This is a genomic window from Sutcliffiella tianshenii (assembly GCF_016908565.1).
GTDB classification, from domain to species: domain Bacteria; phylum Bacillota; class Bacilli; order Bacillales; family Bacillaceae_I; genus Sutcliffiella_A; species Sutcliffiella_A tianshenii.
Map to the genome: position 1 here is coordinate 71184 of NZ_JAFBED010000002.1, position 24622 is coordinate 95805.

25 protein-coding genes are annotated in these 24622 nt (G+C 44.6%); all 25 read left to right on the forward strand.

Annotated elements, in window-relative coordinates:
- Positions 1-22: 22 nt before the first annotated feature.
- The 25 genes from sdaAA (at position 23) to dprA (ending at position 24606) form a co-directional block, all read left to right on the forward strand.
- A complete protein-coding gene (gene sdaAA / locus JOC95_RS03875) occupies positions 23-910 on the forward strand; it encodes an L-serine ammonia-lyase, iron-sulfur-dependent, subunit alpha (protein WP_204413609.1) in 888 nt (295 codons plus the stop codon).
- A complete protein-coding gene (gene recG / locus JOC95_RS03880; RefSeq protein WP_204413610.1) occupies positions 903-2951 on the forward strand; it encodes an ATP-dependent DNA helicase RecG in 2049 nt (682 codons plus the stop codon). Before sdaAA ends, recG begins: the two co-directional genes overlap by 8 nt.
- Before the next feature lie 173 nt (positions 2952-3124).
- On the forward strand, positions 3125-3691 hold the full coding sequence (gene fapR / locus JOC95_RS03885; protein WP_204413612.1) for a transcription factor FapR: 567 nt from the start codon (positions 3125-3127) through the stop codon (positions 3689-3691).
- A 23-nt stretch (positions 3692-3714) separates the two neighbouring features.
- Complete coding sequence (plsX, locus tag JOC95_RS03890) at positions 3715-4734, forward strand: phosphate acyltransferase PlsX (RefSeq protein ID WP_204413614.1); 1020 nt, start codon at positions 3715-3717, stop codon at positions 4732-4734.
- The gene (gene fabD / locus JOC95_RS03895; RefSeq protein ID WP_204413616.1) at positions 4734-5690 is read left to right on the forward strand and encodes an ACP S-malonyltransferase; all 957 of its coding nucleotides are present in this window, start codon (positions 4734-4736) and stop codon (positions 5688-5690) included. Before plsX ends, fabD begins: the two co-directional genes overlap by 1 nt.
- Positions 5683-6423: a 3-oxoacyl-[acyl-carrier-protein] reductase gene (fabG, locus tag JOC95_RS03900; protein WP_204413617.1), complete on the forward strand. Its 741-nt coding sequence runs from the start codon at positions 5683-5685 to the stop codon at positions 6421-6423. The genes fabD and fabG overlap by 8 nt, the downstream gene beginning before the upstream one ends.
- Positions 6424-6539: 116 nt before the next feature.
- Positions 6540-6773, forward strand: a complete 234-nt coding sequence (gene acpP, locus JOC95_RS03905; protein ID WP_204413619.1) for an acyl carrier protein — start codon at positions 6540-6542, stop codon at positions 6771-6773.
- 235 nt (positions 6774-7008) lie between these two features.
- Positions 7009-7749 carry a ribonuclease III gene (rnc, locus tag JOC95_RS03910; protein ID WP_204413621.1) on the forward strand — a complete coding sequence of 247 codons (741 nt, stop codon included), beginning with the start codon at positions 7009-7011 and terminating at the stop codon, positions 7747-7749.
- Positions 7750-7845: 96 nt separating this feature from the next.
- Positions 7846-11412 (forward strand): chromosome segregation protein SMC, encoded by a 3567-nt coding sequence (gene smc / locus JOC95_RS03915; protein ID WP_204413624.1) that lies wholly within the window; start codon positions 7846-7848, stop codon positions 11410-11412.
- Between the two features lie 30 nt (positions 11413-11442).
- Entirely contained in the window at positions 11443-12435 is a 993-nt protein-coding gene (ftsY, locus tag JOC95_RS03920; protein ID WP_204413625.1) for a signal recognition particle-docking protein FtsY, read from the forward strand.
- Positions 12436-13058: 623 nt separating this feature from the next.
- Positions 13059-13388 carry a putative DNA-binding protein gene (locus JOC95_RS03925; protein WP_204413626.1) on the forward strand — a complete coding sequence of 110 codons (330 nt, stop codon included), beginning with the start codon at positions 13059-13061 and terminating at the stop codon, positions 13386-13388.
- Between the two features lie 12 nt (positions 13389-13400).
- On the forward strand, positions 13401-14747 hold the full coding sequence (gene ffh / locus JOC95_RS03930; RefSeq protein WP_204413627.1) for a signal recognition particle protein: 1347 nt from the start codon (positions 13401-13403) through the stop codon (positions 14745-14747).
- Positions 14748-14865: 118 nt separating this feature from the next.
- Positions 14866-15138, forward strand: a complete 273-nt coding sequence (rpsP, locus tag JOC95_RS03935) for a 30S ribosomal protein S16 (RefSeq protein ID WP_204413630.1) — start codon at positions 14866-14868, stop codon at positions 15136-15138.
- An 8-nt stretch (positions 15139-15146) separates the two neighbouring features.
- Positions 15147-15377: a KH domain-containing protein gene (locus JOC95_RS03940; RefSeq protein WP_204413632.1), complete on the forward strand. Its 231-nt coding sequence runs from the start codon at positions 15147-15149 to the stop codon at positions 15375-15377.
- A 148-nt stretch (positions 15378-15525) separates the two neighbouring features.
- Positions 15526-16044 carry a ribosome maturation factor RimM gene (gene rimM / locus JOC95_RS03945; RefSeq protein ID WP_204413634.1) on the forward strand — a complete coding sequence of 173 codons (519 nt, stop codon included), beginning with the start codon at positions 15526-15528 and terminating at the stop codon, positions 16042-16044.
- Between the two features lie 2 nt (positions 16045-16046).
- Complete coding sequence (trmD, locus tag JOC95_RS03950) at positions 16047-16793, forward strand: tRNA (guanosine(37)-N1)-methyltransferase TrmD (RefSeq protein WP_204413636.1); 747 nt, start codon at positions 16047-16049, stop codon at positions 16791-16793.
- Positions 16794-16911: 118 nt separating this feature from the next.
- Positions 16912-17256, forward strand: coding sequence for a 50S ribosomal protein L19 (gene rplS / locus JOC95_RS03955; RefSeq protein WP_204413638.1), 345 nt, complete (start codon positions 16912-16914; stop codon positions 17254-17256).
- A 159-nt stretch (positions 17257-17415) separates the two neighbouring features.
- A complete protein-coding gene (gene lepB / locus JOC95_RS03960; RefSeq protein ID WP_204413640.1) occupies positions 17416-17970 on the forward strand; it encodes a signal peptidase I in 555 nt (184 codons plus the stop codon).
- A gap of 39 nt (positions 17971-18009) precedes the next feature.
- Positions 18010-18867 (forward strand): ribosome biogenesis GTPase YlqF, encoded by an 858-nt coding sequence (gene ylqF / locus JOC95_RS03965; RefSeq protein WP_204413642.1) that lies wholly within the window; start codon positions 18010-18012, stop codon positions 18865-18867.
- Between the two features lie 66 nt (positions 18868-18933).
- Entirely contained in the window at positions 18934-19707 is a 774-nt protein-coding gene (locus JOC95_RS03970) for a ribonuclease HII (RefSeq protein ID WP_204413644.1), read from the forward strand.
- Between the two features lie 19 nt (positions 19708-19726).
- Complete coding sequence (locus JOC95_RS03975; RefSeq protein ID WP_204413645.1) at positions 19727-21040, forward strand: hypothetical protein; 1314 nt, start codon at positions 19727-19729, stop codon at positions 21038-21040.
- Between the two features lie 23 nt (positions 21041-21063).
- Positions 21064-21363: an EscU/YscU/HrcU family type III secretion system export apparatus switch protein gene (locus JOC95_RS03980; RefSeq protein ID WP_239582703.1), complete on the forward strand. Its 300-nt coding sequence runs from the start codon at positions 21064-21066 to the stop codon at positions 21361-21363.
- A 208-nt stretch (positions 21364-21571) separates the two neighbouring features.
- Entirely contained in the window at positions 21572-22732 is a 1161-nt protein-coding gene (gene sucC, locus JOC95_RS03985) for an ADP-forming succinate--CoA ligase subunit beta (protein WP_204413655.1), read from the forward strand.
- 18 nt (positions 22733-22750) lie between these two features.
- Positions 22751-23653 (forward strand): succinate--CoA ligase subunit alpha, encoded by a 903-nt coding sequence (gene sucD, locus JOC95_RS03990; RefSeq protein WP_204413656.1) that lies wholly within the window; start codon positions 22751-22753, stop codon positions 23651-23653.
- A gap of 83 nt (positions 23654-23736) precedes the next feature.
- Positions 23737-24606: a DNA-processing protein DprA gene (gene dprA, locus JOC95_RS03995; RefSeq protein WP_204413659.1), complete on the forward strand. Its 870-nt coding sequence runs from the start codon at positions 23737-23739 to the stop codon at positions 24604-24606.
- Positions 24607-24622: the final 16 nt, after the last annotated feature.

Here is a 24622-nt window from a genome sequence, read left to right on the forward strand (position 1 = left end):
ATTTTAGGGAGGGGGAAAGAATATGTTTCGTAATGTAGCTGAATTAATCGAGATTGCCGAAAGCACAAATAAGAAAATATCAGAGATTATGATCGAACAGGAAATGGAGTTCACTGGCAAGAGCAGGGAAGACATCATTTCGCAGATGGATCGAAATCTCGAGGTGATGGAACAAGCGGTGGAAAGAGGGCTTCAAGGGGTCCAATCCGTTTCCGGCCTGACTGGTGGAGATGCCGTCCTGTTACAAAAGTATATTGAATCCGGAAAATCGCTCACGGGTAAAAATATCCTGGATGCTGTAAGCAAAGCTGTTGCCACAAACGAGGTGAATGCAGCGATGGGTACGATCTGCGCCACGCCTACTGCGGGATCTGCAGGGGTGGTTCCAGGTACCCTATTTGCTGTAAGGGATGTATTAAATCCGACCCGCGAGGAAATGATCAATTTCCTGTTCACTTCTGGCGCATTTGGATTTGTAGTAGCAAATAATGCTTCCATATCAGGTGCTGCAGGTGGATGTCAGGCTGAAGTAGGCTCAGCTTCAGGCATGGCAGCAGCCGCTATCGTGGAGATGGCAGGCGGTACACCGGACCAGTGTGCACAAGCAATGGCCATTACACTTAAAAACATGTTAGGATTAGTATGCGACCCTGTAGCTGGCTTGGTGGAGGTCCCTTGCGTCAAGAGGAATGCAATGGGTGCGGCCAATGCCATGGTTGCAGCAGATATGGCACTTGCGGGAATCACAAGCAGGATTCCTTGTGATGAAGTAATTGACGCGATGTATAAAATCGGTCTAACGATGCCGACTGCACTAAAAGAAACAGCGCAAGGAGGGTTGGCGGCAACACCAACTGGACGTGAGCTAGAAGCGAAAATTTTTGGTGTTCCCTTACAAAAAGGTGAGTAAACTATCTGAAACTTCGATAACAAATGTTAAAGGCATCGGGGAGGAGACAGCCAATTCCCTCCATAGCATGGGGATTGAATCCGTAGAGGATCTTCTTATGCATCTTCCATACCGATATGAAGATTATCGCTTGCGGGACATTTCCGAAGTGAAGCATGATGAGAAAATAACAGTTGAGGGGAAGGTTCATGGCGAGCCTTCTCTTATGTATTATGGGAAGAAGAAATCAAGACTGACTTTTCGCGTGTTTGTGGGGAGTTTTTTGGTGAAAGCCGTATGTTTCAATCGCCCTTTCTACAAAAACAAATTGGCCATCAATGATACCATCACCCTGACAGGTAAGTGGGATCAGCATAGACAGACCATCACGGTAATGGAAATACACTTTGGTCCTTTAACAGGGGAAAAGGAAGTAGAGCCGGTCTATTCTGTAAAGGGTAACATAACAGTCAAGCAGATGAGAAAATTCATCCATAGCGCCCTTGGGGAATATGGCGACAGAATCGATGATTCCTTACCCCCTGTCCTGCTGCATAAGTATAAGCTGCCATCTAAAAAGGAATCCATTTCAGCTTTACATAATCCAGTCAATCAACAAGTACTGAAAGGCGCCAGGCGCTATCTTGTCTATGAAGAGTTTCTGATGTTTCAGCTCAAAATACAGGCATTGCGAAAATATCAGCGGGAAAATTCACAAGGAATCTCACAAAAATTTGCAGAGAATGACTTAACGGAATTCATTCAGGCTCTTCCCTTTCCGCTGACAGGTGCCCAAAGTCGCGTATTGAATGAGATCCTTAGTGATATGTCCTCTCCTTACAGGATGAACCGTTTGCTGCAGGGTGATGTTGGTTCCGGGAAAACCGTTGTTGCGGCTATAGCGCTCTATGCATCCTGTCTTTCAGGCTACCAGGGGGCGCTGATGGTCCCGACTGAAATCCTTGCTGAGCAGCATGCACAATCTCTTTCAGGCTTGTTTGCATCCATCTCAATAAGGGTGGAGCTTTTGACGAGTTCTGTAAAAGGGAAGAGGAGAAGAGAGCTTCTGGAGCAATTGCAAAACGGGGAAATTGATATCCTGATCGGAACACACGCACTGATACAGGACGAAGTGAATTTTGCCAGACTAGGACTCGTCATCACAGATGAGCAACATCGTTTTGGTGTGGGGCAAAGAAGGATCCTTAGGGAGAAAGGGGAGAGTCCGGATGTTTTATTCATGACCGCCACCCCGATCCCGAGGACACTTGCCATTACGGCCTTTGGCGAAATGGACGTCAGCATCATTGATGAAATGCCTGCCGGGCGTAAAGCAATCGAAACATACTGGGCAAAACATCAAATGATCGACAGGGTCCTCTCCTTTGTTGAAAAGGAATTACTGAAAGGGAGACAAGCTTATGTCATCTGCCCCCTTATTGAGGAATCAGAAAAGCTTGATGTGCAAAATGCCATAGATGTCCATGATATGTTGACCCATTATTATAGCGGCAAATGGAAGATAGGGCTTATGCATGGACGCCTGAATTCTGAAGAGAAAGAAAAAGTGATGCAGGAGTTCAGCGACAACATGGCTCAAGTTCTGGTTTCCACTACAGTGGTGGAGGTGGGGGTAAACGTCCCGAATGCCACGATGATGGTCATCTACGATGCAGAACGGTTCGGATTGTCACAGCTCCATCAATTAAGGGGACGTGTTGGCCGGGGCTCCGAACAATCCTACTGTATTCTCCTCGCAGACCCGAAATCTGAAGTAGGGAAAGAGCGCATGAAAATCATGACAGAAACGAATGACGGATTCGTGCTGTCGGAAAAGGATCTGGAACTCAGGGGACCTGGTGACTTTTTCGGCAGAAAACAAAGCGGTGTCCCTGAGTTTAAAGTAGCCGACATGGTTCATGATTATCGCGCGCTCGAAGTTGCAAGACAGGATGCCTATGATCTTCTGCATTCACAAAGCTTTTGGGAAGATGGCCAATATGAGGGTCTAAGAAATGTGATTGAGGAATCAGGCGTTTTAGACGGGGAAAAACTGGACTGACCTCACACGTCAATCTCGGAAGCTAGCAATAGTCTGCTAGCTTCCCTTTTTGATTGTAAGGTTGTTTTTGGTGGGAAATTGGTTGTGTAAAAAGATTTTTTCTTGCAATATGGGGGACTCCTATATATACTACTATTAGTACCTAGTCATAATAGTTCGGATGGTGTAAATAGATGAGAAGAAATAAAAAGGAGCGCCAATTATCGTTAAAAGACAAGATTAAAGAGAATCCTTTTATTACGGATGAAGAATTGGCGGAATTTTTTCAGGTTAGCATTCAAACGATTCGATTGGATCGTCTTGAACTCAGTATCCCTGAATTAAGGGAAAGAATAAAAAATGTAGCAGCACGTACGTTGGAAAAGGAAGTCCGCTCCCTGCCGATTGAAGAGATAATCGGGGAAATCATAGATCTTGAGCTGGATCAAAGTGCCATTTCCATTTTTGACGTGCAGAGCGAGCATGTGTTTAAACGGAATAATATCACTCGTGGGCATCATCTTTTTGCACAAGCCAACTCGTTGGCAGTTGCCGTCATCAATGACGAATTGGCATTGACCGCCAAAGCGACCATTCGTTTTACAAGACCTGTGAAGCTTGGGGAAAGAATCGTAGCAAAAGCTGTGGTCAATCATGTCGACAAGGAAAAAGGCAGGACAACCGTTGAAGTGAAAAGTACGGTGGGCAGTGAAAAGGTGTTTCACGGGGAATTTGAAATGTTCCGTTCTACAAGTTCTTAAAAAAGCAAAGGCAGGTAGTAAACATGAAAATTGCAATAGATGCAATGGGCGGGGATCATGCCCCGAAGTCCATGGTGGAAGGAACAATGAAAGCGGTCGAGGCTTATCCCGATCTTACGTTTACTCTAGTCGGCGACGAGCAGAAAATACGGTCATTTTTAACAAATGATAAGAATATAAGCATCATACATACAGAAGAAGCTATATCAGGTGATGAGGAACCGGTAAAGGCGGTTCGGAAGAAGAAAAACTCTTCCCTGGTCCTGATGGCTAAAGAAGTAAAAGAAGGCCGAGCGGATGCCTGCATATCCGCAGGAAACACCGGGGCACTGATGACTGCCGGACTTTTGGTCGTCGGCAGGATCAAAGGGATTGAACGTCCTGCGCTTTCTCCTACATTACCCACCATCGGCGGTGAAGGGTTCGTGATGCTGGATGTGGGGGCAAATGTGGATGCAAAGCCGGAGCACCTATTTCAATATGCGCTCATGGGTTCCATCTATGCAGAAAAAGTGCGGGGAATCAAAGCGCCTCGCGTCGGATTGTTGAATATAGGCACCGAGGATAAAAAAGGGAACGAACTGACCAAAGGAGCCTTCGAACTGATCAAGGAGTCAGGTGCTATTCATTTTATCGGGAATGTGGAATCACGTGATCTTTTGAATGGGGTAGCAGATGTAGTGGTCACAGACGGCTTCACAGGCAACATTGCATTAAAGACGGTCGAAGGTACGGCACTTTCCGTCTTTGCGATGATGAAGGAAGCATTGACAAGCGATTTGAAAAGCAAGCTGGCAGCAGCGGTATTGAAGCCTAAGCTTAAACAATTGAAAAACAAAATGGATTATTCGGAGTATGGTGGTGCTGCGTTGTTCGGATTAAAGGCACCTGTTGTAAAAGCGCACGGATCATCTGATGCAAATGCCTTCTACAATGCCATACGACAAACGCGCAATATGCTGCAATCCAACATGGTCGGCGTGATAACTGAAACCATCGAAAAGACAGATTTCGTTACTAATCAAGAGAACGGGGGAGAATAATGGGTAAAATAGCATTTGTTTTCCCGGGCCAAGGTTCACAGGCTGTCGGGATGGGACAGGAGCTAAAGCGAAAGTTTCCTGAGGTCGCAAGCATAATCGAAAAAGCGGATGAAAAACTTGGATATAGCTTATCCTCCCTTATGTTTGAAGGACCGCAGGAAGAACTGACCTTAACGTATAATGCTCAGCCTGCCCTATTAACAACGAGCATCAGTATCCTTGCAAAATTGAAGGAAGCCGGAATTAAGGCTGATTATGTTGCCGGGCATAGTCTAGGGGAGTATTCTGCTCTCGTTGCGGCAGGCTCCATCAGCTTTGAGGATGCGGTGCAGACGGTTCACCTTCGCGGAAAGTTCATGGAAGAGGCGGTGCCTGCAGGAAAAGGCACAATGGCTGCAGTTCTCGGTCTGGATGAAGCAGTGCTGCAGGAAGTTACAGAACAAGTGACAAGCAACATTGCACCAGTCCAGCTTGCCAACCTCAACTGTCCAGGACAGATTGTCATATCAGGGTCCACTGAGGGTGTACTGGCTGCATCCGAGCTCGCAAAGGAAAAAGGCGCAAAACGCGTCATCCCATTAGTGGTCAGCGGTCCTTTTCACTCCAGTCTCATGCAGCCGGCAGCAGAGAAGCTTGCTGCAGCACTGAAAACGATCGATGTGAAGAATACCTTAATCCCCGTCATTGCAAATGTAGATGCTCATGAAATGCAAGAACAAGCTGATATCAATGAAAAGCTCGTCCAGCAATTGTACTCTCCTGTAAGGTGGGAACAATCGGTCGAACGCATGATTGAACTTGGGGTTGATACATTTATCGAAGTTGGACCAGGGAAAGTCTTATCGGGCCTGATCAAAAAAATAAATCGCAGGGTAACGACCATCCCTGTCTATGACATGGAAACTTTGCAAAAAGCGCTAGATCATTTTCAAGGGGAGGATACAACAAATGCTTAAAGGTAAAACAGCCGTCATCACAGGGGCATCCCGCGGAATCGGCCGTGCAATCGCCCTGGAATTAGCCGGGCATGGTGCCAATATCGTGGTCAATTATTCCGGGAGTGAAGCAAAGGCCTATGAAGTAGTGGAAGAAATCAAACAAAATGGCGGGAACGCTATCGCGATCCGTGCTAATGTAGCGAATATGGAAGAAGTTCAGTCGATGATGAAAGAAAGCCTCGAACACTTCGGAACAATCGATGTTCTAGTCAACAATGCCGGGATCACAAGAGATAATCTTCTCATGCGCATGAAGGAAGACGAGTGGGATGATGTAATCAATATTAATCTAAAGGGCGTCTTCAATGCCACCAAAGCGGTGACAAGGCAAATGATGAAGCAACGCTCCGGCAGAATCATCAACATCGCATCGATCGTCGGGGTAAGCGGGAATCCTGGACAAGCAAATTATGTGGCAGCAAAAGCAGGTGTCATCGGTCTGACGAAAACGACTGCCCGTGAATTGGCTTCTCGTCACATAACCGTAAATGCGATTGCACCCGGATTCATAACTACGGACATGACTGATAAATTGACAGAAGATGTGAAAACGGAAATGCTGAAGCAGATTCCATTGGCGCGATTCGGCGAAGCGAAGGACATTGCATCGGTTGTTTCCTTCCTTGCATCAGAAAAAAGTGCATACATCACCGGCCAGACACTTCATGTGGACGGCGGAATGGTGATGTAATCAAGGTCCTGCTGCAGGATTTCTCCTTTACTTTAATAAAATTCTTGAGAAATGCTATGGGCAATCTGGTTTTTTCGGTAAACATTCACTATAATACTTGAGGGGAGGTGAAAGTTATGGCAGAAGTATTAGAGCGTGTAACAAAGATCATTGTTGATCGTTTAGGTGTGGACGAGTCCGAAGTGAATCTTGATTCTAAATTCAAAGATGATTTAGGTGCAGATTCCTTGGATGTAGTTGAGTTGGTAATGGAGCTTGAGGATGAGTTTGAATTAGAAATCTCAGACGATGAAGCAGAAAACATTACAACAGTTGCAGATGTGGTCAACTACATAAAAGCAAACACATAAAGGCTACACTAGGCAAGCCCCGCTTAACAGTGGGGCTTTTATTTGTTTTCGTGACAGCCTGTATTTCTGCTCTGGACTATGCTAACATAAGTTTTTTACATAAAAATGATCAAATGGTGTAAGATGCTATTTGTAACCTATCAATAATTTGTTAAAATAGTCTTTGTTTACATGTTTCGTCACCTGAATGAAAAGTCAGCATAGAGAAAGAAGAATGTATGTTGGAGGCACCTTTATGACAAGAAATAAAAGTCGAATAAATGAGAAGAAAAATGAAGCGATCTCTAAGAAGTTCCAAAAGCTTCAAGAGGACTTGGGCATCGATTTTCAAAATGAAAAATTACTATATCAGGCATTTACACATTCATCGTATGTGAATGAGCATCGGAGAAAGCCTTATGAGGATAATGAGAGGTTGGAGTTTTTGGGTGACGCTGTGCTCGAATTGACGGTTTCTCAGTTCTTATATAAGAAATATCCGATGATGAGTGAGGGGCAGCTGACGAAACTTCGTGCATCCATTGTGTGCGAGCCGTCACTTGTTTCTTTTGCAAATGAGCTTTCCTTCGGTTCTTACGTATTGCTCGGGAAAGGGGAGGAACTGACAGGTGGACGTGCCAGACCTGCATTGCTTGCGGATGTATTCGAATCCTTTATAGGAGCATTGTATCTGGACCTTGGTCTGCCAGCTGTGTTTCTTTTCCTTGAAAAATACGTGTACCCCAAGATAAATGAAGGTGCTTTTTCTCATGTGATGGATTATAAGAGTCAATTGCAGGAATTGATTCAGCGCAATGCACTTGGTGCAATAGAATATGAAGTACTTGAAGAGAAAGGTCCTGCCCACAATAGGGAGTTTGTGTCCAAGGTCAGCTTGAATAAAGAAGAGCTTGGAATTGGCGTCGGCAGGTCGAAAAAGGAAGCCGAGCAGCATGCTGCCCAGTTCGCTCTGGACAAGCTCAAGCAATCAAAATAGTGGATATGGGGAATAGAGGGCGATCCGAAAAGTGCCTCCGCTGCGGCTATATGGATCGTCTTTTTTTTCCTTTACATAAAACAGAGGTGAAGGATTATGTACCTCAAACGATTAGAAGTGGTTGGATTTAAGTCGTTTGCAGAAAAGATTTCGGTGGATTTTGTACCTGGTGTAACAGCCGTTGTCGGCCCGAATGGGAGTGGAAAAAGCAATATCATCGATGCCATCAGATGGGTATTGGGAGAGCAATCTGCCAAATCTTTGCGTGGTTCGAAAATGGAAGATATCATTTTTGCGGGAAGTGATAGCAGGAAGGCATTGAATATCGCCGAGGTGACACTGACGCTTGATAATAGCAAGCGCATCCTGCCTATCGATTATATGGAGGTAAGTGTAACAAGACGTGCTTACCGTTCTGGTGACAGTGAATTCCTCATCAATAAACAATCTTGCCGATTGAAGGATATCGTCGACCTGTTCATGGACTCTGGCCTTGGAAAAGAAGCGTTTTCCATCATCAGCCAGGGGAAAGTAGAGGAGATACTGAGCAGCAAAGCCGAAGAAAGAAGAAGCATCTTTGAGGAAGCTGCCGGTGTATTAAAATATAAGTCGCGAAAAAAGAAAGCAGAAAGCAAGCTCTGGGATACTCAGGAAAACCTCAACAGAGTATCCGATATTCTGCACGAACTAGAAGGCCAGGTGGAGCCGCTTAAAATGCAGGCTTCGATTGCCAAGGACTATTTGGAGAAAAAAGAAGAATTGGAGCAGATCGAAGTAGGGGTAACCGTCTACGAAATCGAGGAGCTTCATCAAAAATGGGAGAAAACTTCACAGGAAGTACAGGAAAGCACGGAAAAGGAGTTGAATCTTTCTTCCGGACTTTCTCAAAAAGAAGCGACACTTGAAAAGTATAAAGATCAAGTGGCAGCCCTTGATGAATCTGTCGATTCCCTCCAGCAGGCGCTTCTTGTTGCAAGCTCTGAACTGGAGAAGCTCGAAGGACGCAAAGAGGTCCTCAAGGAACGCAAAAAGAATGCAAGCTCAAACAGGGCACAGCTGGAAAAGTCCTCTGTGGAGCTGGATCAGTTCTTGAAGTCACATAAAACGAAATGGGAAACAGAAAAAGCCCTGCTGGAAACCCTTCATCAGGAGCTGATCTTAACCGAGCAACAGCTCAAGGAGAAACAGCTAGTCAACGAACAGTTCGATATGAACATCGAAGAGAAGATAGATGCCCTCAAAAGTGAATATATTGAACTATTAAACAAGCAGGCTACCACCCGTAATGAACTGACCTATCTGGAACAACAAGAGAAACAGGAAGGCTTGAAGATCCAAAGACTTGACGAGGGTAATCAGAAGTACGTGAACCAGCGTAAGGCCACAGAACAGAAAAAGCTTGAAATCGAAGATAAGCACAAGGCTGTAAGCGAGGATCTTCAACAAACCATCGATAGGTTCCGAAAAGAGCAGGCTTCTTTAGAGCAGTACAAGGAGTCCTATCAAAAGAAAGAAACAACCTTATATCAGGCATACCAATTCCTTCAACAGACAAGATCGAGAAAGGAAATGCTTGAAACGATGCAGGGGGACTTTGCAGGCTTTTTCCAGGGTGTAAAAGAAATACTGAAAGCCCGGGATGAAAGCAGGTTATCCGGCATCAAAGGCGCAGTGGCTGAGCTGATACAGGTAGAACAGGAAGTGGAGACTGCCATAGAGATCGCCCTAGGTAGTGCCACACAGCACATTGTGGTGGATGATGAACAGAGTGCTAGGTCTTCCATCCAGTACCTGAAACAAAATGGCTATGGAAGAGCAACCTTTTTGCCTCTTAGTGTCATGAAGCCCCGGACAATACCGGAGTATCAACTGAAGCAGATCGGCCAGCATGATGCATTTGTTGGGGTCGCGGCATCGCTTGTGGATAGTGATCCTGCCTATGAAAATATTGTTCTCAATCTTTTAGGGACGATAGTCATTGCAAGAGATTTAAAAGGCGCCAATGCACTTGCCTCCATTCTTCAGCATCGCTACCGGATAGTTACACTGGATGGGGATGTGGTGAACCCAGGGGGCTCCATGACCGGTGGAGCTGTCAAGCAAAAGTCAAATAGCCTATTGAGCCGAGGCCGTGAGCTTGAAACGATTGCTTCCAAGCTTGAGGAGATGGAAGGGAAAACGTCCCTTCTGGAAGATCAAGTAAAAACACTGAAGCAGAAAATCTCGGAAAAAGAGATGACAGTCCAACAGTTGAAGGAAGCCGGAGAGGAACTGCGCTATAAAGAGCAGGAAATCCTGAGCCAGATCAGGGAAGTGGAGCTGGAAGAAAAGAACGTCAATGAGCATCTTAGCTTGTATGATTACGAGAAACAACAGCTTACCACCTCTATCAGGCAAGCAGTTGACCGCAAAACGGTCCTTGAAACAGAGATGAAAGAGGTAGGTCTTGGGATCGTGGAGCTTGATAAGGAAATAGCCGAGCTTCACGCCAAGAAAAATGAACAGCATACCACAAAGGAAGCTGTCCAAAACGAGCTGACCCAATTGAAGGTCGACTATGCAGGAAAGAAAGAAAAGCTTCATAGTCAATCGGAAAAAGTGGAAACCATATCTCAGGAAATCGAATCAGCACAGGAAAAGCTGACAGAGGTTCAGGAAGACCTGGCGCTGCTTCAAAGTGAGATGAATGACAACTCCTCCGGGGAACAGAAGCTTGAAGTGGCTGCAAAAGAAAAGCTTCAGGATAAAAATACGACAATGAAGCTTATTGCCGAGCGGAGAGCGCAGCGTCTGACCATCTATGAAAAGGTGGAAAAGGAAGAGCTGGAACTGAAGGAGCTTAAAAGGCAATACAAGCAGCTCACTGATATCCTGAAAGCTGAAGAGGTAAAGCTGAACCGACTTGATGTGGAGCTCGATAATAGACTTCATCATTTAAGGGAAGAGTATATGCTGTCATTTGAAGCGGCGAAAGAGGAGTATCCCCTTGATGTGGAAATTGAGGAAGCGCGTAAAAAAGTGAAGCTGATCAAACTTGCCATCGAAGAGCTCGGGACGGTCAACATTGCTGCCATCGAGGAATATGAGCGGGTGAGTGAACGTTACTACTTCCTTAAAGAACAAAAGGATGACCTGCAGGAAGCCAAAGATACATTGTTCCAAGTGATCGGAGAAATGGACGAAGAGATGAAAAAACGTTTTGAGACGACGTTTACAAATATCCGTGCCCATTTCCATGATGTTTTCCGCTCCCTCTTCGGCGGCGGACGAGCGGATCTGGTACTGACCGATCCAAACGACATGCTGAATACAGGCGTAGATATCGTCGCTCAACCGCCAGGTAAGAAACTTCAGAACCTTGGATTGTTATCCGGGGGAGAGCGGGCCTTGACCGCCATTGCCCTGTTGTTCTCGATCCTGAAGGTAAGACCGGTTCCGTTCTGCATCCTCGATGAAGTGGAAGCGGCGCTTGATGAAGCGAATGTCCACCGTTTTGCGCAATACCTGAAGCAATTCAGCAAGGACACGCAATTCATCGTCATCACCCACCGCAAGGGAACGATGGAATTCAGTGATGTACTCTATGGCGTGACCATGCAGGAATCAGGAGTATCCAAGCTTGTATCCGTCAGACTGGAAGAATCCAGGGAACTAGTCCAATAAAAAAGCGTTTGTAAGAGAGGAAGAGATAGAATGAGCTTTTTTAAAAAACTGAAAGAAAAAATCACATTTCAAACGGAATCCGTTTCCGAAAAGTTCAAAGAGGGACTTACAAAAACAAGGGATTCCTTTTCAGGTAAAGTAAATGACCTTGTTGCCCGCTACCGTAAAGTGGATGAGGATTTCTTTGAAGAATTGGAAGAAATCCTGATTGGGGCAGATGTCGGCGTCAATACCGTCATGGAACTCATTGATGAATTAAGAATGGAAGTGAAGCGCCGCAACATCCAGGATCCGCGAGAAGTGCAGGCTGTCATTTCCGAAAAATTGGTCGAAATCTATGAAGCAGGTGAGGATATCTCCCCGCGCATCAACATGCAGGACGAAGGATTAACGGTCATCCTTGTTGTTGGAGTAAATGGCGTGGGTAAAACCACCTCAATAGGGAAGCTTTCCAACAAACTCAAACAGGATGGCAAAAAAGTTCTGCTCGCAGCCGGGGACACATTCCGCGCCGGAGCGATCGAACAGCTTGAAGTATGGGGAGAGCGCGTGGGAGTCGACGTGATCAAACAATCTTCCGGATCCGACCCTGCCGCTGTCATGTTCGATGCGATCCAGGCGGCAAAAGCCCGCAATGTGGATGTGTTGTTATGTGATACTGCTGGTCGCCTGCAGAACAAAGTGAACCTCATGAAGGAACTTGAAAAGGTGAAACGTGTGATAGAGCGTGAAGTGCAGGGTGCACCACATGAAGTGCTGCTTGTTCTTGACGCAACCACAGGTCAGAACGCACTTAGCCAGGCAAAGATATTCTCCGAAGTGACAAACGTCTCCGGCATCATTCTTACAAAGCTCGACGGAACAGCAAAGGGTGGTATCGTATTGGCCATCCGCAACGAGCTGAAGATCCCGGTGAAATTCGTCGGCCTCGGTGAAAAAGTGGAAGACCTCCAGGAGTTCAATGCAGAACAGTATGTGTATGGACTGTTTGCGGATATGGTTGACAAGGAAGTTGTGGAATAAGGATAAGGCCGCTCCGGTATGGGGCGGTTTTGTTTTATTGAAGGGGTAATAAGGTTTCTGCTTGGAGAAAGGGTAAGATTGTTGGAGGGGATGATGCCTTCACCCGTTTTGAAAAGAGGGAGAGAGGGAATCAAAAGGGCTCGATGATGCCTTTACTCGCTGTGAAAAGAGGGGGAGAGGGAATCAAAAGGTCGTAATGATACCTTCACCCGTTGTGAAAAGAGGGAGAGAGGGAATCAAAAGGGCTCGATGATGCCTTCACCCATTGTAAAAAGAGGTAGAGAGGGAATCAAAAGGTCGTAATGATGCCTTCACTCGTTGCGAAAAGAGGGAAGGAGGGAATCAAAAGGGCATGATGATGCCTTCACCCATTGTGAAAAGGGGGCGAGAGGGAATCAAAAGGTCGTGATGATACCCTCCTGCATTGCGAAAAGGGGAAGTAAGGGAATCAACAACAACTCTTCGAACGATATCTGCTCCCACCTTAAACAATTAAATAAAGAAATCACCGCCATCCACAAACCCAACCACTCATGACAAGAAAAAAACTTGACATCCCACTCAACAAAATGTAAACTGTTTTATTGTAAAGGCATTTCACTTAACAAGGGAGAGTGAGTAAGATGCTAGAAAAAACAACGAGAATGAACTATCTCTATGATTTCTATCAATCGTTGTTGACGCCAAAGCAAAGAAGTTATATGGCTTTGTATTACCTAGAAGACAACTCCCTTGGTGAGATAGCAGAGGAATATAACATAAGTCGTCAAGCGGTGTACGACAATATCAAACGTACGGAACAGATGCTTGAACAATATGAAGAAAAGCTTTTGTTATTTCAAAAGTTTCAAGAGCGGCAAGAGCTGATAAACAAGTTGAAGGGGACACTTTTGACAAACCCGTCAAAAGAAGAGATCTTGACATTTATCGAATCGCTCGAGAAATTAGATTAGGGGGCGGCATACATGGCATTTGAAGGTTTAGCCGACCGTTTGCAAAATACGATACAGAAGATTCGTGGAAAAGGTAAAGTCAGCGAACAAGACGTTAAAGAGATGATGCGTGAGGTTCGATTGGCTCTGCTAGAAGCGGACGTAAACTTCAAAGTAGTGAAAGACTTTGTCAAACGTGTTAATGAACGTGCAGTTGGACAAGAAGTCATGAAAAGTCTTACACCAGGTCAGCAGGTCATCAAGGTAGTTAAAGAGGAACTGACTGAACTGATGGGCGGGGAGCAAAGTAAGATCGCTGTCAGCAACCGACCGCCAACCGTCATCATGATGGTAGGTCTACAGGGTGCAGGTAAAACGACGACTACAGGTAAGCTTGCGAATCTATTGCGCAAGAAGCACAATAGAAAGCCTATGCTTGTGGCTGCAGATATTTACCGTCCCGCAGCAATCAAACAGCTTGAAACCTTGGGTAAACAATTGAGCATGCCTGTTTTCTCCCTTGGAGACAAGGTAAGTCCAGTGGAAATCGCCAAGCAGGCCATCCAAAAGGCAAAAGATGAGCACCATGATTATGTGCTGATTGATACAGCCGGGCGTCTGCATGTTGATGAAGCGTTAATGGACGAGTTGAAACAGGTGAAAGAAATTTCCAAACCGGATGAGATCTTCCTCGTGGTGGATGCGATGACCGGTCAGGATGCTGTCAATGTAGCGGAAAGCTTCAACGAACAGCTTGGCTTGACGGGGGTTGTATTGACCAAGCTCGATGGGGACACTCGTGGTGGTGCGGCGCTATCTGTAAAGGCAGTAACGAATACTCCGATCAAGTTTATTGGTATGGGAGAAAAGTTGGATGCCCTTGAAGCTTTCCATCCTGAGCGTATGGCCTCCCGTATTTTAGGTATGGGGGATGTGCTGACTCTTATTGAAAAGGCACAATCGAATGTAGATGAAGAGAAGGCGAAAGAGCTGGAACAGAAACTGCGTACGATGAGCTTTACGTTTGACGATTTCCTGGAACAATTAGGTCAGGTAAGAAGCATGGGACCACTAGATGAAATCCTGGGGATGATACCTGGTGCGAACAAGATGAAAGGCCTGAAAAACGTCCAGGTGGATGAAAAGCAGATCGGTCATGTGGAAGCGATAATAAAAAGCATGACAAAAACAGAAAAAGAAAATCCAGATCTGATCAATGCTAGCCGCAAAAAAAGGATAGCAAAAGGTAGCGGACGTCCTGTCCAGGAAGTGAACCGACTACTCAAACAATTCGAAGAGATGAAAAAAATGATGAAACAAATGACGAACATGCAAAAAGGAAAAGGCAAAAAAGGCGGATTCAAATTTCCTTTCATGTAAGGCTGAAACACCATTTTTTCTCTTAATAAATCAAGTGACAAGAAAAAACACTTTACAAACAAGTAACTACTTGTTATCATACTATCTTGTGTGAAATATTTTCGGAGGTGCTTTACAAATGGCAGTTAAAATTCGTTTAAAACGTATGGGTTCTAAAAAATCCCCATTCTATCGTATCGTAGTAGCAGATTCTCGTTCTCCTCGTGATGGACGTTTCATTGAAACAGTTGGAACTTACAATCCTGTAACTCAACCAGCTGAAGTCAAAATCAATGAAGACCTAGCATTAAAATGGTTACAAGATGGCGCGAAGCCTTCTGACACAGTTCGTAACCTTTTCTCTAACCAAGGTATTATGGAAAAATTCCACAATGCTAAATTAAGCAAATAAGAGATCAGATGACAGAACTGATCAAAACAATTGTGACGTCGTTGGTAGATCATCCAGAGCATGTGGTTGTTACGGAAAAGGCAACAGGTAATGCCCTTACGTATCAACTGGCAGTACATCAAGATGATTTAGGGAAAGTGATCGGCAAGCAGGGAAGGATTGCAAAAGCGATCCGGACTGTATTATTCGCTGCTGCCTCTCATGAAAATAAACGAGTGCAATTAGAAATACTGGAGTAGGGGAGGCTTTATAGCTTCCCTTTTTCCTGTTTTAGAGGATATTCCTTAAGTTCCGGGATCCATCATATTTAATAGGTTATTTGATTGAATAAGGGTAAAATAATGCTACATAGATGTGCGAAGAAAAAAGTATATGGAGGTGCTATGCGTGTCAAAATGGTTTAATGTAGGGAAATTGGTGAATACGCACGGAATCAGAGGTGAAGTCCGGATAGTATCACGGACAGACTTCCCGGAAGAACGCTATAAAAAGGGAAACCGGCTATATCTATTCCTGCCCGATCAAAAGGAGCCGCTTGAGGTAGTGGTGGAGACGAGACGTGTCCACAAGTCTTTTGATCTTCTGACGTTTGAAGGCTATCATAACGTGAACCAAGTGGAAAAACTGAAAGGATCCATCGTCAAGGTTCCTGAGGATCAGTTAGGGGACTTGGAAGAAGGCGAATACTATTTCCACGAAATCGTCGGCTGCAAGGTCTTGCTGCAGGAAAACATGGAGGAGATCGGCAAGGTTACCGAAGTGCTGACACCTGGGGCGAATGATGTTTGGGTCGTGAAGCCTCAAAAAGGGAAAGACATCCTTATCCCATATATCGATTCTGTTGTGAAAAAAGTGGATGTAAAAGAAAAGACGATAATCATTGAGCCATTAGAGGGGCTGTTCTAATAATGAAAATTGATATTCTGTCCATCTTCCCTGAAATGTTTACAGGAGTCCTGCAATCCTCCATCCTAAAAAAGGCGGCGGACAAGGGAGCTGTGGAATATCGGGTGACAGATTTCCGTGAATTTGCATCTGATAAACATAAAAAAGTCGATGACTACCCGTTCGGTGGCGGTGCAGGCATGGTGCTGAAGGCGCAGCCGATCTTTGATGCGGTGGAAAGCCTACAGGGACCAACGACTGCCAAAAAGCCCCGAGTGATCCTGATGTGTCCCCAGGGCGAGCGCTACACCCAGCAGAAAGCGGAAGAACTCGCCAAGGAGGACCATCTAATTTTCATCTGCGGGCATTATGAAGGCTATGATGAGCGGATCAGGGAGCATATCGTAACAGATGAGCTTTCCATCGGGGATTATGTCCTGACTGGCGGGGAACTTGCATCCATGGTCATTGTAGACAGTGTGGTAAGGCTTTTGCCAGATGTCCTCGGAAAGGTGGAATCCCATGAACAGGATTCCTTCAGCACAGGCTTGCTTGAACATCCGCATTATACACGTCCTGCTGATTTCAGGGGCATGAAGGTGCCAGATGTGTTATTGTCAGGCAATCATGCACACATCGAAAAATGGCGTTCAAAGGAAATGCTGAAGAGGACATGGGAAAGAAGACCAGACCTTTTTGATGCATATACGTTGACGAAAGAACAGGAAGAATGGCTGGATGAGATTAAAAAAGAGGATAAGGGATATTGATTTTTTTTATTCGATATGCTATTATACTCTTTGTGACTTAGCCTAGCTATGTCTAAAAACGATGTTCCGCTGCATCAGAAGTATGGAATGAACATCCGTGGAAAAGGAGTAGAAAACTATGCAAAAATTAATCCAAGAAATTACGCAAGGTCAATTAAAAACTGATCTTCCAGCTTTCCGTCCTGGTGACACTGTACGTGTACACGTTAAGGTTGTCGAGGGTACACGTGAACGTATTCAGGTGTATGAAGGAGTAGTAATCAAGCGTCGTGGCGGCGGCATCAGCGAAACATTCACAGTTCGTAAGATTTCTTACGGTGTAGGTGTAGAGCGTGCATTCCCTGTTCATTCTCCAAAGATTGAAGGAATCGATGTAGTTCGTCGTGGTAAAGTACGTCGTGCGAAACTTTACTATCTTCGTGCATTACGTGGTAAAAAAGCGCGTATCAAAGAAATTCGATAATAAAAGGGAGAGCTTGGTGACAAGCTCTTTTTTTGTTAAATTAAATTGATCTCCGAAAGTTTTCCCAAACACTAAAGTAGGTATATAATAGAAAGAGTATGATACATATCTTCACCGAGGGTCGTAACACACTAAAAGAGAGCTTTGGAGGAACTGAAAATGGCGCGTTCTAAAAATGAGCTTTGGGAATGGGTAAAAGCATTGGCAATAGCTGTATTACTCGCAGCAGGCATACGTTATTTCTTCTTCGCCCCGATAGTGGTGGACGGAGAATCCATGATGCCGACACTTCATGATAAGGACAGAATGATCGTCAATAAAATCGGATATAAAATCGGGGATCCTGAACGATTTGATATTGTCGTCTTCCATGCAACGCAAGACAAGGATTATATCAAACGGGTCATCGGATTGCCCGGAGATGAAATAGAATACCGCGATGATGTGCTTTATATCAACGGCAAACCATATGAGGAGCCATATCTGGACAAGTACAAGGAGCAGCTGCAGGGGGACGGGCCATTGACCGAGGATTTCACCTTGGAAGAGCGTACCGGATCTAAGGTTGTACCAAAAGGGCATATCTTTGTAATGGGAGATAACCGACGTTATAGCAGGGATGGCCGTCATATAGGCACTGTCAGTCAAGAAGAAGTGCTAGGCAAGACGAATATCGTATACTGGCCATTGGCTGATCTTAGAATGGTGGATTAAGGCAATATTTCGGCAAGAACTTCAGGAGGCATCAGGGTAATGACAATTCAATGGTTCCCGGGGCATATGGCAAAAGCCCGGAGACAGGTAACAGAGAAACTGAAATTAATAGATATCGTTTACGAACTGGTGGATGCCAGGATCCCAGTATCATCACGCAACCCGATGATCGATGAGATTGTGGCAAACAAGCCAAGGATCATTCTGTTGAATAAAGCGGATATGGCTGATTCAAGGATCACCAAGCAGTGGTTGGATTATTTCAACCTCAAAGGGGAGACAACAGAGGCGATAGCCATCGACTCCCAGACAGGGAAGGGTCTTCAGCAGATATCCTCCCTTTCAAAAGAGCTGTTGAAAGAAAAATTCGATAAAATGCAGTCCCGCGGGATTCGTCCCCGGGCGATCAGGGCTTTGATCGTGGGTATTCCGAACGTAGGGAAATCCACCCTGATCAACAGGCTGGCAAAAAAGAATATCGCACAAACCGGAGACCGTCCCGGAGTGACCAAAGCCCAGCAATGGGTGAAGGTTGGAAAAGAGCTAGAGCTATTGGACACACCTGGTATCCTTTGGCCGAAGTTTGAAGATCAGATGGTCGGATATCGTCTTGCGACTACAGGCGCCATCAAAGATACCATAATCAATCTTCAGGATATTGCAGTTTTTGCATTGCGTTTCCTGACCGAGCACTACCCGGATAGACTGCGTGATCGTTATGCGCTCGAGGAAATTCCTGAAGATATAGTGGATCTCTTCGATGCAATCGGCACTAAACGCGGCTGTATGATGAGTGGCGGCCATGTGGATTATGATAAGACCGCTGAGCTGGTCATCAGGGAAATAAGGCAAGAGAAGCTCGGTAAACTAAGCTTCGAATCACCTGTACAATTATAGGAGGCCAGCATTTTTTGCTGCCTTTTTTTATTTATCCCTGATAATGAAAAATGAGAGGTAAACACAATGAAAAACACTCCGATAAAAGAGATAGAAGCAAAACTTAGAGAAGTTAAAAGCGCGGATGATCCGTATTTGAATATGCTGAAAAATGACGAACGTAAAGGTGTAAGGGCCCTGTTGAACCGATGGGAAAAAAGAATCGAGCAGGACATGCAATTACATACACAGTTTGAAGAAATGAGCCAATTTGAAAGCGCGCTTTATCAACAAGGGTGTCACCATATTGCAGGGGTGGATGAAGTAGGACGCGGACCGCTGGCAGGTCCTGTGATTGCTGCAGCGGTCATCCTTCCGAAAGACTTTCTACTTTTAGGTCTTACAGACTCCAAAAAGCTATCAGCTTCAAAGCGGGCTTATTTCAATGAGTATATCAAAGAGCATGCCATCAGCTATGCTTTCGGAATTGTGGACTCCAAGACAATCGACAGGATCAATATCTATGAAGCTACCAAGCTTGCGATGCGGTTGGCGATTGAACAGTTGTCAGTTAAAGCGGACCATCTCCTGATCGATGCAATGAAGCTCGACCTTGACATTCCTCAGACTTCCATCATCAAAGGGGACGCTAAGAGTATTTCCATTGCAGCAAGTTCTGTGCTTGCAAAAGAGGCCCGTGATACGTATATGAAAGAACTTGCGGCACAATACCCTGAATATGGTTTTGAAAAGAATATGGGATATGGAACAAGTGAACATCTGGAGGCCATAAAGGAAGTGGGAATCATGGAGGAGCATCGACACTCCTTTTCCCCGGTAAAAGAATTGGTTGTGAGTTGAGAAAAAGGGGAATAGCGCGATGAATATTTGGCAGCTTATACAGCATAGGATTCCGGATGGCCTATTAAATAAAATGGATAAGGGTAATCTTAAGCTGCCGGGCATATTTCAAGCAAAGGTGACAGAGCAGCTGAATGGTGCTCTTTTTACCATTCAAAAAGGGAGAGTCTCTTTTTCAGCCAAGATCTCAGGGGCTGTTGAAGTGGGAAAAGAATATGTTTTTCATAGTATAAGTGAAGAAAAAGGGATAGTTCTCAAAGTGGACCGCACAATACCGGCCATTGAGAATGATGCACAGCCTTTGCCCGGGAACAGAACGCCATCAAAAGGGTTGCAACATATTCAACCACAGTCTTCTATACAAAGGCTGGAGCAGCACACAAGAGAAGCAGGGGTGAAGCTTGCTCCCGCTGACCTTCAACAACTGGCAAAAGTGATTGATGGATATCAAGGTGCTCAAAAGGAGATCACGATGGAATTGGCAAAATTCTTGATCGTTCGAAATGCTGCCACACCTGAAGCCGTATATAAAAACCTGCCATTACTGACTGCAGCCTTGCTCGATGATGAATCATTGGGAAGTACTCTGGAAAAGGTGAAACAACTAATCAATGTGTCACGGGATGCAAGCCCCGAAACGATGAAACTGCAAGCTCAGCTTGAAAAGATTACAATTCCCGCCCCTCTCCAGTCACAAAAGGAAATGGTGTTATTTTTGAAACAACTATTTTCCAATACGGGATTGGATTATGAGAATACCCTGTTTCAAAGGCTCCACTCACAGCAGTCTTTATCAAGCCATCCGTTAGAGCAACTCAAGCCCTTACTGCTAGAATATGCGAAAGGCATGATGAATAAGGAGGAAAGCGGCTATGTCGCAAAGCTCGTAAATAAATTAACAGGTTTTCAACTCCTTAGCAGGGAAGAAGGTTCTTTCCAACACCTATTCCTTCCTATCCCGGTAATGGTCGAGAAAGAATCCAGGGAGTGGTATGTTCATCTGAGTTCCAAAAAGAAAAAGGGCGAGGGAATTGATCCTGATTATTGCCGTATTGTCCTTTATCTCGATTTGCCGCTCTTTTCCACCACTTTGGTCGACTTGTTCGTCCAACAAAGAGTGATTACCTTGTCCATCCACAACTCCTACCCTCCATTAGGTGATTTGGTGGAGAAGGGGCTACCCCAGCTAAAAGAAAATCTCTCCCAGAAGGGTTATACTCTCTCAGCGGTAAAAACAGTTCAAAAGCAAGAAGATAAGCTTGAGGAGTTGCCTTTGGATTTTGTCAAAAAAATATTCAGTACTTCCGAGGAAGGAGTGGACTTTCGAATATGAGCAATAGCCAAGGTGAAGCGTCAATGGAAAGAAAGAAAGCAGTTGCTTTGAAGTATGATAAAGCGAAGCATTCCGCGCCAGTCGTCAGTGCAAAGGGAAGGGGCATTGTAGCGGAAAACATCATCCAGGAAGCAGTGAAACACAATATCCCGCTTCAGGAGGATTCAGCTTTGATAGAGATGCTTCTCGAGGTCGAATTGAATGAAAGCATCCCTGAGGAGCTGTATGAGGTGATAGCGGAGGTGCTGTCCTTTGTGTATCAATTGCATCAAAAAGAGAAAAATGATTCCCCGGATATGAAGATAGAAGGTTTATTAAAATAACAAAATAATTGAATAATCTGTCAAAAATTCGATTTTCGGCATTTTTGAACCTCATTTAATACAAAATCTAGGTGTCAAACTTTAATTTTTTGAAAATAGTATAATATTTTTGCAGAAAGGTAGACATTTCATAAACCTTTTAATAAAATGAAAGCGCAGTCTATTTTTAATTATTATTTTTGCGATACATAAGATTGGAGGATGGGAAATGAATATCCATGAATATCAAGGAAAAGAGATCCTCAGAAAATACGGGGTAGCTGTTCCGAATGGCCGCGTTGCATTTACTGTAGAAGAAGCAGTAGAAGCTGCTAAAGAATTAGGAACAGAAGTTTGTGTAGTAAAAGCACAGATCCACGCAGGTGGCCGCGGTAAAGCCGGCGGAGTCAAAGTTGCGAAGAATCTTGATGAAGTCCGCGAATATGCAAACGAGATCTTAGGCAAAACGTTGATCACACATCAAACAGGCCCTGAAGGTAAAGAAGTAAAACGTCTACTTATCGAAGAGGGTTGCGATATAAAGAAAGAATATTATATCGGATTAGTTTTGGATCGTGCTACTTCACGTGTCGTATTGATGGCATCTGAAGAAGGTGGAACCGAGATCGAAGAAGTGGCTGAGCATACGCCTGAGAAAATCTTCAAAGAAGTAATCGACCCTGTTGTTGGATTAACAGGATTCCAGGCTCGTCGTATTGCGTTCAACATCAACATCCCGAAAGAATTAGTGGGACAAGCTGTTAAATTCATGATGAGCCTATATACTGCTTTTGTGGAAAAAGATTGCTCGATCGCTGAAATCAATCCCCTGGTTGTAACTGGTGATGCAAAGGTAATGGCACTTGATGCAAAGTTGAACTTTGATGCAAATGCCCTTTACCGTCATAAAGACATTGTTGAATATCGTGATCTGGAAGAAGAAGATGCAAAAGAAATCGAAGCTTCCAAATATGACCTAAGCTATATCTCCCTGGATGGAAACATCGGTTGTATGGTAAACGGTGCCGGTCTTGCGATGGCAACGATGGATATCATCAAGCATTACGGTGGAGACCCTGCTAACTTCCTGGACGTTGGGGGCGGTGCTACTGCTGAGAAAGTAACTGAAGCTTTCAAGATTATCCTTTCTGATGATAATGTAAAAGGAATTTTTGTTAACATCTTCGGTGGAATCATGAAGTGTGACATCATCGCTACAGGTGTAGTGGAAGCAGCGAAACAAGTAGGACTTGAAGTTCCTTTGGTTGTACGTTTGGAAGGTACGAACGTTGACTTAGGAAAACAGATTTTACGTGAATCTGGTCTAAATATCGTTGCAGCTGAATCCATGGCTGATGGAGCACAAAAAATCGTAGCACAAGTAGGATAAGAAAGGCAGGGAGCATACATGAGCGTATTTATTAATAAAGATACAAAGGTAATTGTACAAGGTATCACTGGTTCTACAGCTTTGTTCCATACAAAACAGATGCTGGAGTATGGCACACAGATCGTTGGTGGTGTAACACCAGGTAAGGGCGGCACTGAAGTGGAAGGCGTACCTGTTTTCAACACAGTGGAAGAAGCGGTAAAGGCTACTGGTGCAAATGCATCCGTAATCTATGTTCCGGCTCCGTTTGCTGCAGATGCAATCATGGAAGCGGTTGACGCTGAATTGGATTTGGCTATTTGTATTACTGAGCACATCCCGGTTCTTGATATGGTAAAAGTGAAGCGCTATATGGAAGGGAAAAAGACTCGCCTAGTGGGTCCTAACTGTCCTGGTGTCATCACTCCTGATGAGTGCAAGATCGGAATCATGCCTGGCTACATCCATACAAAAGGCCATGTAGGGGTAGTATCCCGTTCTGGTACATTGACATATGAAGCTGTGCATCAATTATCACAAGAGGGTATCGGACAATCAACAGCAGTTGGTATCGGAGGAGATCCGGTCAACGGCACAGACTTCATTGATGTGTTAAAAGCATTCAATGAAGATGAAGATACGTATGCTGTCATCATGATTGGTGAAATCGGTGGAACTGCAGAAGAAGAAGCTGCACTATGGGTAAAAGAAAACATGACAAAACCTGTAGTCGGATTCATCGGTGGACGCACTGCGCCTCCAGGAAAACGTATGGGCCATGCCGGCGCAATCATTTCCGGTGGTAAAGGTACGGCAGACGAAAAGATCCGCGTGATGAATGAGTGTGGAATCCAAGTTGCAGACACTCCGTCTGTAATGGGTGAAACACTTATCAAAGTGATCAAGGAACAAGGCATTTACGATAAATGTAAAACTCACTGATCAAAGATTGAATAGGAATAGCCGGTAGCGGCTATTCCTATTTCCAATATTCACAAAATAATAGAATGAGGTGCTGCGACCCTATGGAAAAATGGAAAAAAAGACTGATTGCCTTGCATCATTGCCCTTATCTGAATGATTCTGCAATTATCAATTTTATTAAGATGGACCCCACCCTTGAAACCCTTCAGCAATATCCTCCATTGGAAATCTCCCGGCTCACTTCCCTTTCACAAGATATGGCACTAGCTGCTATAGACTATATGAATAGCCCGCAATTCCACCGCCTCCTTGACATCTATCAAAAGGAAAAAATCCGCATGCTCACTATATTTGATGAAGAATATCCTCTTCTTTTGAAGGAGATATACGACCCGCCATTAGTCTTGTATACAAAGGGCAGTACCGATTTAATGAAGGCTAGGATCCTTGGTGTGGTCGGAACAAGAAATATGACAGAGAATGGACGATTATCACTTCAGAAATTGGTACCGCCATTAGTAAAAGAAGGATTTGTCACCGTAAGCGGTTTGGCGAAGGGAGTCGACACAGTTGCCCATAGATTGACCATGGAACATAAGGGCTCAACCATTGCGGTGCTTGGTAGTGGTTTAATGAAAATTTATCCGAAAGAAAATCAAAAACTAGCGGACTACATTGCGGCAGAACATCTATTGATTTCAGAATATCCCCCATTCACATCTCCTCAAAAATGGCATTTCCCTAAAAGGAACCGAATCATCAGCGGGTTAAGCGAAGGTGTTATTATAATAGAAGCAAAAGAGAAAAGCGGCAGTTTGATTACCGCAGATCAAGCTCTCGAACAAAGCAGGGATGTCTTTGCGGTGCCTGGATCAATTGTAGAACCGACGGCAACAGGGACAAACAGCCTGATACAGCAGGGGGCCACACTTGTAATGAGTCATCATGATATACTAAATGAACTGCGATAGTGGAATTTTCTAAAAT

Excerpts from the sequence above, each read along its gene's own strand:
- sdaAA (WP_204413609.1), top strand. The coding sequence starts at position 23 with ATGTTTCGTAATGTAGCTGAATTAATCGAGATTGCCGAAAGCACAAAT.
- fapR (WP_204413612.1), top strand. The coding sequence starts at position 3,125 with ATGAGAAGAAATAAAAAGGAGCGCCAATTATCGTTAAAAGACAAGATT.
- plsX (WP_204413614.1), top strand. The coding sequence starts at position 3,715 with ATGAAAATTGCAATAGATGCAATGGGCGGGGATCATGCCCCGAAGTCC.
- fabD (WP_204413616.1), top strand. The coding sequence starts at position 4,734 with ATGGGTAAAATAGCATTTGTTTTCCCGGGCCAAGGTTCACAGGCTGTC.
- fabG (WP_204413617.1), top strand. The coding sequence starts at position 5,683 with ATGCTTAAAGGTAAAACAGCCGTCATCACAGGGGCATCCCGCGGAATC.
- acpP (WP_204413619.1), top strand. The coding sequence starts at position 6,540 with ATGGCAGAAGTATTAGAGCGTGTAACAAAGATCATTGTTGATCGTTTA.
- rnc (WP_204413621.1), top strand. The coding sequence starts at position 7,009 with ATGACAAGAAATAAAAGTCGAATAAATGAGAAGAAAAATGAAGCGATC.
- smc (WP_204413624.1), top strand. The coding sequence starts at position 7,846 with ATGTACCTCAAACGATTAGAAGTGGTTGGATTTAAGTCGTTTGCAGAA.
- ftsY (WP_204413625.1), top strand. The coding sequence starts at position 11,443 with ATGAGCTTTTTTAAAAAACTGAAAGAAAAAATCACATTTCAAACGGAA.
- JOC95_RS03925 (WP_204413626.1), top strand. The coding sequence starts at position 13,059 with ATGCTAGAAAAAACAACGAGAATGAACTATCTCTATGATTTCTATCAA.
- ffh (WP_204413627.1), top strand. The coding sequence starts at position 13,401 with ATGGCATTTGAAGGTTTAGCCGACCGTTTGCAAAATACGATACAGAAG.
- rpsP (WP_204413630.1), top strand. The coding sequence starts at position 14,866 with ATGGCAGTTAAAATTCGTTTAAAACGTATGGGTTCTAAAAAATCCCCA.
- JOC95_RS03940 (WP_204413632.1), top strand. The coding sequence starts at position 15,147 with ATGACAGAACTGATCAAAACAATTGTGACGTCGTTGGTAGATCATCCA.
- trmD (WP_204413636.1), top strand. The coding sequence starts at position 16,047 with ATGAAAATTGATATTCTGTCCATCTTCCCTGAAATGTTTACAGGAGTC.
- rplS (WP_204413638.1), top strand. The coding sequence starts at position 16,912 with ATGCAAAAATTAATCCAAGAAATTACGCAAGGTCAATTAAAAACTGAT.
- lepB (WP_204413640.1), top strand. The coding sequence starts at position 17,416 with ATGGCGCGTTCTAAAAATGAGCTTTGGGAATGGGTAAAAGCATTGGCA.
- ylqF (WP_204413642.1), top strand. The coding sequence starts at position 18,010 with ATGACAATTCAATGGTTCCCGGGGCATATGGCAAAAGCCCGGAGACAG.
- JOC95_RS03970 (WP_204413644.1), top strand. The coding sequence starts at position 18,934 with ATGAAAAACACTCCGATAAAAGAGATAGAAGCAAAACTTAGAGAAGTT.
- JOC95_RS03975 (WP_204413645.1), top strand. The coding sequence starts at position 19,727 with ATGAATATTTGGCAGCTTATACAGCATAGGATTCCGGATGGCCTATTA.
- JOC95_RS03980 (WP_239582703.1), top strand. The coding sequence starts at position 21,064 with ATGGAAAGAAAGAAAGCAGTTGCTTTGAAGTATGATAAAGCGAAGCAT.
- sucC (WP_204413655.1), top strand. The coding sequence starts at position 21,572 with ATGAATATCCATGAATATCAAGGAAAAGAGATCCTCAGAAAATACGGG.
- sucD (WP_204413656.1), top strand. The coding sequence starts at position 22,751 with ATGAGCGTATTTATTAATAAAGATACAAAGGTAATTGTACAAGGTATC.
- dprA (WP_204413659.1), top strand. The coding sequence starts at position 23,737 with ATGGAAAAATGGAAAAAAAGACTGATTGCCTTGCATCATTGCCCTTAT.